The sequence below is a fragment of the Salmonella sp. SJTUF15570 genome, from assembly GCF_043357055.1.
Lineage (GTDB): Bacteria > Pseudomonadota > Gammaproteobacteria > Enterobacterales > Enterobacteriaceae > Salmonella > Salmonella enterica.
This window is the reverse complement of sequence record NZ_JBEUKJ010000001.1, coordinates 654,333-665,053: the sequence shown is the minus strand read 5'-3', so window position 1 is coordinate 665,053 and position 10,721 is coordinate 654,333. Positions and strand designations below refer to the sequence as shown.

The window sequence follows — 10,721 nt, the reverse complement described above, 5'->3', positions numbered from 1 at the left end:
ATGCTTGAAGCCAGAGATCTGTACTGCGAGCGGGACGAGAGGACGCTGTTTCGCGGGCTGTCGTTCACCGTGGAGGCCGGGGAGTGGGTGCAGGTCACCGGTGGCAACGGCGCGGGAAAAACCACCCTGCTGCGCCTGCTGACCGGGCTGGCGCGCCCGGACGGCGGCGAGGTGTACTGGCAGGGCGAGCCCCTGCGCCGCGTGCGCGACAGCTTCCATCGCAGCCTGCTGTGGATAGGGCACCAGCCGGGGATTAAAACCCGCCTGACGGCGCGGGAGAACCTGCACTTCTTCCACCCCGGCGACGGCGCGCGTCTCCCGGAGGCGCTGGCGCAGGCCGGGCTGGCGGGATTTGAGGACGTGCCGGTCGCCCGGCTCTCGGCCGGGCAGCAGCGCCGGGTGGCGCTGGCCCGCCTGTGGCTGACCCGCGCCGCGCTGTGGGTGCTCGACGAACCGTTCACCGCCATTGATGTTAACGGCGTGGCGCGCCTCACCCGGCGGATGGCGGCGCACACGGCGCAGGGCGGGATGGTCATTCTCACCACCCACCAGCCGCTGCCGGGGGCCGCGGACACCGTCCGCCGTCTGGCGCTGACCGGCGGGGAGGCGGGGCTGTGATGTGGCGTGTCTTCTGTCTCGAGCTGCGCGTGGCGTTCCGCCACGGCGCGGACATCGCCGGCCCGCTGTGGTTCTTCCTGATGGTCATCACCCTGTTTCCGTTAAGCGTCGGGCCGCAGCCGCAGCTGCTGGCGCGTATCGCGCCGGGCATCATCCAGGTGGCGGCGCTGCTGGCCTCGCTGCTGGCGCTGGAGCGGCTGTTTCGCGACGACCTGCAGGACGGCAGCCTGGAGCAGCTGATGCTGCTGCCGGTGCCGCTGCCGGCGGTGGTGCTGGCGAAGGTGCTGGCCCACTGGGCGGTGACCGGCCTGCCGCTGATTATGCTCTCCCCGCTGGTGGCGCTGCTGCTGGGGATGGACGTGTACGGCTGGAAAATCATGGCGCTGACGCTGCTGCTCGGCACGCCGGCGCTGGGGTTTCTCGCCGCGCCGGGCGTCGGGCTGACGGCCGGCCTGCGGCGCGGCGGCGTCCTGCTGGGCATTCTGGTGCTGCCGCTGAGTGTCCCGGTGCTGATTTTCGCCGCCGCGGCGATGGACGCGGCATCGATGCATTTACCCGCTGACGGTTATCTGGCGGTGCTGGGGGCGCTGCTGGCGGGCAGCGCGACGTTAAGCCCCTTCGCCACTGCGGCGGCGCTGCGCCTCAGCGTGCAGTAGCGCCCCGGCGCGACGGACATTTTACTGGTTTCAGGAGGTCAGGTGACAACGATGTGGAAAACCCTTCATCAGCTGGCGGCGCCGCCCCGGCTGTATCAGATTTGCGGCAGGCTCGTGCCGTGGCTGGCGGCAGCCGGCATCATCGCGCTGGCCACCGGCTGGGTCCGGGGCTTTGGTTTCGCCCCGGCGGACTACCAGCAGGGGGAGGGCTACCGCATTATGTACCTGCATGTCCCGGCGGCCATCTGGTCAATGGGTATCTATGCGGCGATGGCGGTGGCGGCGTTTACCGGGCTGGTCTGGCAGATGAAAATGGCCAGCCTTGCCGTCGCGGCGATGGCGCCGGTGGGGGCGGTGTACACCTTCATCGCGCTGGTCACCGGCGCGGCGTGGGGCAAACCGATGTGGGGCACCTGGTGGGTGTGGGACGCGCGTCTGACCTCGGAGCTGGTGCTGCTGTTTCTCTACGCCGGGGTCATCGCCCTGTGGCACGCCTTTGACGACCGTAAAATGGCCGGGCGCGCGGCGGGCATTCTGGTGCTGGTCGGCGTGGTGAACCTGCCGGTTATCCACTATTCCGTCGAGTGGTGGAACACCCTGCACCAGGGCTCGACGCGGATGCAGCAGAGTATCGACCCGGCGATGCGCTCGCCGCTGCGCTGGGCCATCGCCGGCTACCTGCTGCTCTTTATGACGCTTTCGCTGATGCGGATGCGCAACCTGATTTTACTGATGGAAAAACGCCGCCCGTGGGTGAGCGAACTGATACTGAAAAGGGGGCACCGGTGAGTCCGGCATTTTCATCGTGGAGCGATTTTTTCGCCATGGGCGGGTACGCCTTTTTTGTCTGGCTGGCGGTGGCGATGACCGTGGCGCCGCTGGTGCTGCTGGCGCTGCACACGGTGCTGCAGCGCCGGGCCATTCTGCGCGGCGTGGCGCAGCAGCGGGCGCGAGAGGCGCGGATGCGTGCCGCACAGGCGCAACAGGAGGCGGCGTGAACCTGCGACGTAAAAACCGGCTATGGGTGGTCTGCGCGGTGCTGGCGGGCCTGGCGCTGACCACCGCCCTGGTCCTGTACGCGCTGCGCGCGAATATCGACCTGTTCTATACCCCCGGCGAAATCCTCTACGGCAAGCGCGAGACGCAGCAGCTGCCGGCGGTGGGCCAGCGCCTGCGCGTCGGCGGGATGGTGATGCCCGGCAGCGTCAGGCGCGACCCGGACTCGCTGAAGGTGAACTTCAGCCTTTACGACGCCGAAGGGTCGGTGACGGTGAGCTATGAGGGGATACTGCCGGACCTGTTCCGCGAGGGGCAGGGGGTGGTGGTGCAGGGCACCCTGGAGAAGGGCAACCACGTCCTGGCGCACGAGGTGCTGGCCAAGCATGACGAGAACTACACCCCGCCGGAAGTGGAAAAGGCGATGCAGGAAAACCACCGCCGCCCGCAACGCGCTGATAAGGACACCTCATCATGATGCCTGAATACGGCCACGCACTGCTGTGCCTGGCGCTCGGCGTGGCGCTGCTGCTGTCCGTTTACCCGCTGTGGGGCGTGGCGCGCGGCGACGCGCGGATGATGGCGTCGGCCGGGGTGTTCGCCTGGCTGCTGTTTATCTGCGTGGCGGGCGCGTTTTTCGTGCTGGTGCACGCCTTTGTGGTTAACGACTTCACCGTGGCCTATGTCGCCGGCAACTCGAACACGCAGCTGCCGGTGTGGTACCGGGTGGCCGCCACCTGGGGGGCGCACGAGGGCTCGCTGCTGCTGTGGGTGCTGCTGATGAGCGGCTGGACCCTGGCGGTGGCGGTGTTCAGCCGGCAGGTGCCGGCGGATATCGTCGCCCGGGTGCTGGCGGTGATGGGGATGGTCTGCGCCGGTTTTCTGGCGTTCATCCTGTTCACCTCCGGCCCGTTCGCCCGCACGCTGCCGGCCTTTCCGGTGGAGGGGCGCGACCTGAACCCGCTGCTGCAGGACCCGGGGCTGATTTTCCACCCGCCGCTGCTGTACATGGGCTATGTCGGCTTCTCGGTGGCCTTCGCCTTCGCCATCGCCGCGCTGCTGAGCGGGCGTCTGGACAGCGCGTTCACCCGTTTTGCCCGCCCGTGGACGCTGGCGGCGTGGGTGTTCCTGACGCTGGGCATCGTGCTCGGCTCGGCGTGGGCCTACTACGAGCTGGGCTGGGGCGGCTGGTGGTTCTGGGACCCGGTGGAGAACGCCTCCTTTATGCCGTGGCTGGCGGGCACCGCCCTGCTGCACTCGCTGGCGGTCACGGAACAGCGCGCCGGCTTTAAGGCGTGGACGCTGCTGCTGTCCATCTGCGCCTTCTCGCTGTGCCTGCTGGGCACCTTCCTGGTGCGCTCCGGGGTGCTGGTGTCGGTGCACGCCTTCGCCTCCGACCCGGCGCGCGGAATGTTTATCCTCGCCTTTATGGTGCTGGTCACCGGCGGCTCGCTGCTGCTGTTCGCCGTGCGCGGGCACAGGGTGCGTTCGCGGGTGAACAACACGCTGTGGTCGCGCGAGTCGCTGCTGCTCGGCAACAACGTCCTGCTGATGGCCGCCATGCTGGTGGTGCTGCTGGGTACCCTGCTGCCGCTGGTGCACAAACAGCTGGGGCTGGGCAGCATTTCGGTGGGGGAGCCGTTCTTTAACACCATGTTCACCTGGCTGATGGTCCCCTTTGCCCTGCTGCTGGGGGTGGGGCCTTTAGTGCGCTGGGGCCGGGACCGGCCGCGTAACATCAGGACGCTGCTGCTCACCGCCCTGGTCTCCACCCTGGTGCTGTCGGTACTTTTGCCATGGCTGCTGGAAGATAAAATCATCGCCATGACGGCGGTGGGGATGGCGATGGCCTGCTGGATTGCGGTGCTGGCGGTGGCCGAAGCCGTACAGCGCGTGTCCCGCGGCACGAAAACCTCTCTCAGCTACTGGGGAATGGTGGCGGCGCACCTCGGGCTGGCGGTGACGATTACCGGCATCGCCTTCAGCCAGAATTACAGCGTGGAGCGTGACGTGCGGATGCGGGCGGGCGACAGCGTGACCATTCACGACTACCGCTTCACCTTCCGGGAGGTGCGGGACATCACCGGCCCCAACTACCGCGGCGGGGTGGCCCTCATCGGGGTGACGCGCCACGGCGAGCCGGAGGCGGTGCTGCACGCGGAGAAACGGCTCTACAACACCAGCCGGATGGTGATGACCGAGGCGGCGATTGACGGCGGGCTGACCCGCGACCTGTACGCCGCGCTCGGGGAGGAGCTGGACAACGGCGCGTGGGCCGTGCGCCTGTACTACAAACCGTTTGTCCGCTGGATATGGGCCGGGGGACTGCTGATGGCGCTGGGCGGGCTGCTGTGCCTGGCGGACCCGCGCTACCGCCGCCGTAAACCATTGCCGGAGGCCGGATGAAACGCAACGTACTGTTATTACCGCTGCTGATTTTTCTGCTGATTGCCGCGGCGCTGCTGTGGCAGCTGACGCGCAACGCGCAGGGGGATGACCCGACGAATCTCGAATCGGCGCTGACCGGGAAGCCGGTGCCGGCGTTCCGCCTGGAATCGCTGGAGACGCCGGGTCAGTACTATGAGGCGGAGGTGCTGACGCAGGGGAAACCGGTGCTGCTTAACGTCTGGGCCACCTGGTGCCCGACCTGCCGCGCCGAGCATCAGTACCTGAACCAGCTTTCTGCGCAGGGTATCCGGGTGGTCGGGCTGAACTATAAGGACGACCGGGCGAAGGCGGTGGCCTGGTTAAAGGAACTGGGCAACCCGTATGCGCTGAGTTTATCGGACAGCGACGGGATGCTGGGGCTGGACCTGGGCGTGTACGGCGCGCCGGAAACCTTCCTCATCGACGGCAACGGGATTATCCGCTACCGCCATGCGGGCGATTTGAATGCCCGGGTATGGGAGAGTGAACTGAAACCACTGTGGGACAGATACAGCCGGGAGGCGGCGCAATGAGACTGTTACCGGGCATGGTGATGCTGATGCTGGTGCTGGTTATCTCCGGGTCAGCGCGGGCAACCACCGACGTGATGCCGTTTAAAGATGAAGCGCAGGAGCAGCAGTTCCGCCAGCTCACGGAGCAGCTGCGCTGCCCGAAATGCCAGAACAACAGCATTGCGGACTCGAACGCGATGATAGCCACTGACATGCGCCGCAGGGTGTATGACCTGATGCAGGAGGGGAAGAGCCGCCAGGAAATCATCGATTACATGGTGGCGCGCTACGGCAACTTTGTCACCTACGACCCGCCGCTGACCCCGCTGACGGTGCTGCTGTGGGTGCTGCCGCTGGCCGCCATCGTGGCGGGCGGGTGGATAATCGTCGCCCGCACGCGCCGGCGGGTGCGCCTGCGCCGGGAGCCGCTGCCGGCAGACACCCCGGTTTGCGGCGCGCGCGCCGGGTGGGGCGTTTACGTGCCGGGGGCCGTCATTGCGCTGGCGGTCGGCGCCGGCAGCTACGCCCTGACCGGCAGCTATCAGCAGGTCAGGGTCTGGCAGCAGGCGACGGCGCAGACGCCCGGGCTGCTGGCGCGGGCGCTGGACCCGCAGGCGCAGCCGCTGAATGAAGAGGAGATGGCGCGGCTGGCGCTGGGGCTGCGCACCCGCCTGCAGAATGATGCCGGCAATGTTGAGGGCTGGCTCATGCTGGGGCGCACCGGTATGGTACTGGGTAATGCCGGTACCGCCACCGGGGCGTATGCGAACGCCTACCGCCTGGACCCGAAAAACAGCGATGCGGCGCTGGGCTACGCGGAGGCGCTGACGCGCTCGTCCGACCCGGAGGATAACCGCCGCGGCGGGGAGCTGCTGCGCCGGCTGGTGAGCCGCGACCACACGGATATCCGGGTGTTAAGCCTGTATGCGTTTAACGCCTTTGAGCAGCAGCGCTTTGGCGAGGCGGTGGCGGCCTGGGAGATGATGCTGAAACTGCTGCCGGCGGGTGACGCCCGGCGGGCGGTGATAGAGCGCAGTATCCGGCTGGCGCAGGAGAAATAATGCCCTGACGGCCCGGTGGCGTGGCGCCACCGGGCCTGGCTTGTTACTGCATTCCGCGTGTTTGTAAAAATAGAATGGTCGCCGCGACGCGCGAGCGCACGTTTAGCTTGCGAAGTAGATTACGAATGTGCACCTTAACCGTCTGCTCAGAAATATTCAGTACTGACGCAATTTGTTTGTTAGAAAGCCCCTGCGCCAGCTCATGCAAGACATCTAACTCTCGTTCGGTCAGGATACTAAAGGGATCTTCCTGCGCGCCAAACCGTTCGCGCTCACGCAGATATTCATTGACCCGATCGCTAAAGACTTTACCGCCGTTAGCGCCTTTGCGAATGGCCTCCAGCAGCACTTCCGGATCGCTATCTTTGAGCAGATAACCGTCGGCGCCGGCGTCGATCAGCGCGTAGATGTCGCTGGCGGAATCCGAGACGGTAAGAATAATAATTTGCGCCGTCACACCATCCCGGCGTAGCGCGTTCAGGGTATCTAACCCGCTCAGACCTTTCATATTCAGATCCAGCAGGATCAGATCGGGCTCAATGCGATTCGCCAGATCGATCGCACTCGCCCCGTCACCCGCTTCGGCAACGACATGAAAAGCCGGGTCCAGTTCCAGTAATTGACGAATACCTCGCCGCATAAGTGGATGGTCGTCCACAATAAGCACCTGAAAAGGTGTTACTTCAGGCATGCTATATCTCCTGAGTTTTATTAGAATGATTATTGTTTTCAGCGCGGAAATCGTCCAGATTTGCCACATTGTCAAGCGCGTAAATTTTACCCTAATTAGTGCATGGGTAAGTAGTAAAACCTGTGACAGGCGAGTCATTAGCTGAACGATAGAAAGGATAAAACAACCCGTTGTGAGAGAAAACAGAATACTCCCTGAAGTTGAATACTGGTCTGGACGCTTTTTTCGGACAATGTGACATAACAGAAGTGTGGCATATGTTGCTGCGCCCTTGCCCCCGTAAGTCCAGACTATCTTTACTGGCAGGAAATTCCTTATTAAAAGTCATAGCGTCTAAAGCTTGTCATTATTAACAAATTATTTTAACTGAATTTATTTATGGTTTTATTAATGTCAATGAAATACATCTGAGCAGAACGAATAAACCGCGACATCTGTTAAATTAAATATTAAGTCAATAGCAGAGGTATTTTTATGCGATAAAGAGATTCTGACGATATTCTTATCATAAATGAAAATGTGGTCAGAAATGAGTGTCATTCACTTATAACTTATCCTGGATGTGCCTGAACAACACTCGCGGCGTTTTGAGCACCCGTTGGGGCGACTCAAGGGGAGAGCGTAGTGAGTATGTTTTGATTTCTGCACACAGTCCATGTCCAGCCTGTTTGCATCAAAAATGCTGGTTGGAGTAATTATGAAAATAATATTAATACTGGATGCTATATCAGCCGTTTCTGTGAGCGTAAGCGTGGCGTAGAAAATTTTAAATATGTTAGCCGGTTAAAAATAACTATTGACATTGAAATGGTGGTGGAGTGTATATGAAGAGAATATTTATATATCTATTATTACCTTGTGCATTCGCATGTTCTGCTAATGATAATGTTTTTTTTGGCAAGGGCAACAAGCATCAGATCTCTTTTGCTGCGGGAGAAAGTATAAGAAGAGGAGGGGTTGAGCACTTATATACCGCTTTTCTGACATACAGTGAACCCAGCGATTTTTTCTTTTTACAGGCAAGAAATAATCTGGAGTTAGGAGGATTTAAGGCTAAGGGTAGCGATGATTGCAGTAAACATTCTGGCAGCGTTCCCTGTAATAAATATAACCAGGGCGTATTGGGTATCTCGAAGGATGTGGCGCTGGTTCATTTCGCTGGTATCTATACCGGTATTGGTCTGGGGGCTTATATAAAATCTAAGTCGCGAGATGATATGCGTGTCAATTCTGCATTTACCTTTGGAGAAAAAGCGTTTCTTGGCTGGAACTTTGGCTCTTTTTCTACAGAAGCTTATATCCGGCATTTCTCGAATGGATCACTCACGGATAAAAATTCAGGGCATAATTTTGTAGGTGCTTCAATTAGTTATAATTTCTGAAGTTGAATAACAATTAGCGAGTTGCTGGCTGAAGGAGTAATTAATCACCGTACGTTGTCTACAAAAACGTGTTGTGACTAGCCGATCATTATCGGCCCTATGGCGACAGGGAGGCTAATTGTTAGTGACAAAGAAGTGGTAGGCCGTTTACCTTACCAGAACGTTTTATTATTGCTGCGACAGATTGCTTACTCATTTACCTGCCACTGCAAACATTTCTTCCAGCATAGGGTATAGATGCGCTTTTTCTGTTTTAGTACAAAAATGGTTTACGTTATTTGCCTGCATTGACTTTACGTTGACCACTGCACGGGAAAAGTGTCCGATCAGTTTATGCAAAATCAGTTCATGCAAAATAACGTCTCTGGCATCAGCTAACTTTTTAATTGCAGGCATAAAAAAACCAGCCCTGAGAGGCTGGTTTTAAGGGGAATTTTGGTCGGCACGAGAGGATTTGAACCTCCGACCCCCGACACCCCATGACGGTGCGCTACCAGGCTGCGCTACGTGCCGACTTGTGGGTGCTAATACTACCTCTTTCCAACGCGAATGCAAGGGGAAACGGTGCTAACTGATTTATAATTAATCAGTTAGCGATAAAACGTTTCTCTTCTGTTAGCACTTGCAGCAGCAGACTGAGCTGCGGCTTCTGATCTTTGATCTTCTCGCCGTGTAAGTCATAGGTCTGATAATGACCGTTATTATTGAGCACCAGGGTCATTTGCGGCGTCGTGATTGCCAGCGTACTGCCGTCTGCCGCCGTTACCCAGTTATGACGACGTGGAACGGTAAAGATGTCCTGGCCCTGTGAATATTCGTTCGCTGGCGTGCTGACATGTAACAGGCGTTGCATCAACGTGGTCATCACATCGGTATGATCGGTAAGCACATTAATACGCTGCGCAGGCGTCCCCGGCCAGTGGATCACCAGCGGTACTTGCAGATGACCTTGCGACCAGTCGAAGCGATTTTCTTCCGGCGTCAACGGTATGCCGCGTCCTGCGGTAATGATCACGACAGTATTGTCGAATTTACCGGCCTCTCGCAGCGCGTTCAGAACCCGATTGATTTGCGCATCCACGTCGCTGGCGGCACTGGCGTAACGCTTAACAAAATTTTTCTGGTTACTGTCATCAATATTAGTACCGTTAAACGATATCCATGAGAACCAGCGGTTATCTTCCTGTGCGTAGCGCCCAAGCCAGTCTATCCACTGGCTGGCCGTTTGCGCATCAGACTGCGTTTGCGCTGCCGGCATCGAGAAATCGGACAGTAATGCCTGACGATAAAGCGGGCTGGCGAAGCCATCCGAAGAAAACAGTCCCAGTTGGTAGCCTTGCTGATTCAACGCGGTAATGAGCGCCGCAGGCGTTCTGGTGGATAACACGCCATCCATATAGCCTGGCGATATGCCATAGAACAGGCCGAAAATACCGTTATCAGTGGTATTCCCTGAACTCATATGACGGGTGAAGTCGATGTTTTGCTCGGCAAATGTAGCCAGCTCCGGCATCTGCTTCTCAAAGCGAGAATAGTTCAGGCCGTCTACGGTAATGAGCAGCACATTCTGACCGGTGCCCATATCGCGATAGTGCAAATTGCTGAGCGGGTACTGAACGGAGACCGCTTCCGGATTGCCTTGCTCTACCAGACGGCGCTGATATTCCTGCGCATCCAGCAGACCGTGTTTTTCAAGAAAACGTCGCGCCGTCATCGGATAAGAGAGCGGCAGGTTTGCCCGCTGCATGGTAATCGGCCGGTAAAAATTAGCGTCTGCCCAGATGTAGATAAGATGCGATGCAATAAAGGAGACGAAAAAGAATGCCGCAAGCGGCCTTGCGAAATGGCGGCGGCGCGTGAGACTGCGCAGCTTTTGCCAACTCCATGTCGCAAATAGCATCTCAATCAATAAGATAACCGGCACGCTAATAAACATAAGCTGCCAGTCGCGCGCCATTTCGTTCTGGTCAGGGTTGATGACCAGCTCCCAGACAATGGGGTTAAGATGCAGGTGAAAACGGGTAAAGACTTCGCTGTCGATAAGCAACAACGTCATACCCGCGGTCGCCAGAATGGCTGATAAAAACCGCATCAGCCGCTGGGACATCACGATAAACGTGAGCGGAAAAAGAATAAGCAAATAGGTGGCGAACACCAGAAAGCTAAAGTGCCCGACAATGCTCAGGTAGGAGTATATGCGACCCGCAAGCGTTGTCGGCCAGTCGGCGACAAACAGGTAACGGCTGCCGAGCAACGTAGCCAACAGTATATTGAACAGAGCGAACCAGTGCCCCCAGCTAACCATCTGGGAGACTTTTTCACGGTAGCGCTGACGATGAGTTACCATACCTGTCGCTTGTTTCTCCGGAGTCGGCTTT

At 59.2% G+C, this 10,721-nt stretch carries 12 protein-coding genes, 1 tRNA gene and 1 pseudogene; 9 read left to right on the top strand and 5 right to left on the bottom strand.

Annotated elements, in window-relative coordinates:
* The 8 genes from ccmA to ABVN44_RS03420 form a co-directional block, all read left to right on the top strand.
* A partial coding sequence (ccmA, locus tag ABVN44_RS03455; RefSeq protein WP_023242830.1) for a cytochrome c biogenesis heme-transporting ATPase CcmA occupies nucleotides 1-618 on the top strand: 618 nt, incomplete at its 5' end.
* The gene (ccmB, locus tag ABVN44_RS03450) at nucleotides 615-1,274 is read left to right on the top strand and encodes a heme exporter protein CcmB (protein ID WP_000990033.1); all 660 of its coding nucleotides are present in this window, start codon (nucleotides 615-617) and stop codon (nucleotides 1,272-1,274) included. The genes ccmA and ccmB, both read left to right, overlap by 4 nt.
* 51 nt (nucleotides 1,275-1,325) lie before the next feature.
* Complete coding sequence (locus tag ABVN44_RS03445; RefSeq protein WP_000265997.1) at nucleotides 1,326-2,063, top strand: heme ABC transporter permease; 738 nt, start codon at nucleotides 1,326-1,328, stop codon at nucleotides 2,061-2,063.
* Nucleotides 2,060-2,272: a heme exporter protein CcmD gene (gene ccmD, locus ABVN44_RS03440; protein ID WP_000074113.1), complete on the top strand. Its 213-nt coding sequence runs from the start codon at nucleotides 2,060-2,062 to the stop codon at nucleotides 2,270-2,272. The genes ABVN44_RS03445 and ccmD overlap by 4 nt, the downstream gene beginning before the upstream one ends.
* Complete coding sequence (ccmE, locus tag ABVN44_RS03435) at nucleotides 2,269-2,748, top strand: cytochrome c maturation protein CcmE (protein WP_001053607.1); 480 nt, start codon at nucleotides 2,269-2,271, stop codon at nucleotides 2,746-2,748. Before ccmD ends, ccmE begins: the two co-directional genes overlap by 4 nt.
* Nucleotides 2,745-4,676: a heme lyase CcmF/NrfE family subunit gene (locus ABVN44_RS03430; RefSeq protein WP_001522061.1), complete on the top strand. Its 1,932-nt coding sequence runs from the start codon at nucleotides 2,745-2,747 to the stop codon at nucleotides 4,674-4,676. The genes ccmE and ABVN44_RS03430 overlap by 4 nt, the downstream gene beginning before the upstream one ends.
* Nucleotides 4,673-5,230, top strand: a complete 558-nt coding sequence (dsbE, locus tag ABVN44_RS03425; protein WP_000828304.1) for a thiol:disulfide interchange protein DsbE — start codon at nucleotides 4,673-4,675, stop codon at nucleotides 5,228-5,230. Before ABVN44_RS03430 ends, dsbE begins: the two co-directional genes overlap by 4 nt.
* A complete protein-coding gene (locus ABVN44_RS03420; protein ID WP_052895192.1) occupies nucleotides 5,227-6,270 on the top strand; it encodes a cytochrome c-type biogenesis protein CcmH in 1,044 nt (347 codons plus the stop codon). The genes dsbE and ABVN44_RS03420 overlap by 4 nt, the downstream gene beginning before the upstream one ends.
* Nucleotides 6,271-6,313: 43 nt before the next feature.
* Here ABVN44_RS03420 and narP read toward each other — a convergent pair whose 3' ends face one another.
* The gene (gene narP / locus ABVN44_RS03415; protein WP_001115498.1) at nucleotides 6,314-6,961 is read right to left on the bottom strand and encodes a nitrate/nitrite response regulator protein NarP; all 648 of its coding nucleotides are present in this window, start codon (nucleotides 6,959-6,961) and stop codon (nucleotides 6,314-6,316) included.
* An 818-nt stretch (nucleotides 6,962-7,779) separates the two neighbouring features.
* On the opposite strand from narP, the gene pagL reads away from it, so the two are divergent.
* Nucleotides 7,780-8,343 carry a lipid A 3-O-deacylase PagL gene (gene pagL, locus ABVN44_RS03410; protein ID WP_077248379.1) on the top strand — a complete coding sequence of 188 codons (564 nt, stop codon included), beginning with the start codon at nucleotides 7,780-7,782 and terminating at the stop codon, nucleotides 8,341-8,343.
* A gap of 192 nt (nucleotides 8,344-8,535) precedes the next feature.
* On the opposite strand, the gene ABVN44_RS03405 is transcribed toward pagL, so the two are convergent.
* From ABVN44_RS03405 to yejM, 4 genes and pseudogenes are all read right to left on the bottom strand, one after another.
* On the bottom strand, nucleotides 8,536-8,739 hold the full coding sequence (locus ABVN44_RS03405; protein WP_023232376.1) for a DinI-like family protein: 204 nt from the start codon (nucleotides 8,737-8,739) through the stop codon (nucleotides 8,536-8,538).
* Nucleotides 8,733-8,824, bottom strand: a pseudogene (locus ABVN44_RS03400) (hypothetical protein); the annotation flags it as partial. The pseudogene ABVN44_RS03400 and the gene ABVN44_RS03405, both read right to left, overlap by 7 nt.
* Nucleotides 8,780-8,856, bottom strand: a tRNA-Pro gene (locus tag ABVN44_RS03395). The pseudogene ABVN44_RS03400 and the gene ABVN44_RS03395, both read right to left, overlap by 45 nt.
* Nucleotides 8,857-8,929: 73 nt before the next feature.
* Nucleotides 8,930-10,690, bottom strand: a complete 1,761-nt coding sequence (yejM, locus tag ABVN44_RS03390; protein WP_000256150.1) for an LPS biosynthesis-modulating metalloenzyme YejM — start codon at nucleotides 10,688-10,690, stop codon at nucleotides 8,930-8,932.
* Nucleotides 10,691-10,721: the final 31 nt, after the last annotated feature.

Excerpts from the sequence above, each read along its gene's own strand:
- ABVN44_RS03445 (WP_000265997.1), top strand. The coding sequence starts at position 1,326 with ATGTGGAAAACCCTTCATCAGCTGGCGGCGCCGCCCCGGCTGTATCAG.
- ABVN44_RS03430 (WP_001522061.1), top strand. The coding sequence starts at position 2,745 with ATGATGCCTGAATACGGCCACGCACTGCTGTGCCTGGCGCTCGGCGTG.
- narP (WP_001115498.1), bottom strand. The coding sequence starts at position 6,961 with ATGCCTGAAGTAACACCTTTTCAGGTGCTTATTGTGGACGACCATCCA.
- ABVN44_RS03420 (WP_052895192.1), top strand. The coding sequence starts at position 5,227 with ATGAGACTGTTACCGGGCATGGTGATGCTGATGCTGGTGCTGGTTATC.
- ABVN44_RS03405 (WP_023232376.1), bottom strand. The coding sequence starts at position 8,739 with ATGCCTGCAATTAAAAAGTTAGCTGATGCCAGAGACGTTATTTTGCAT.
- yejM (WP_000256150.1), bottom strand. The coding sequence starts at position 10,690 with ATGGTAACTCATCGTCAGCGCTACCGTGAAAAAGTCTCCCAGATGGTT.
- dsbE (WP_000828304.1), top strand. The coding sequence starts at position 4,673 with ATGAAACGCAACGTACTGTTATTACCGCTGCTGATTTTTCTGCTGATT.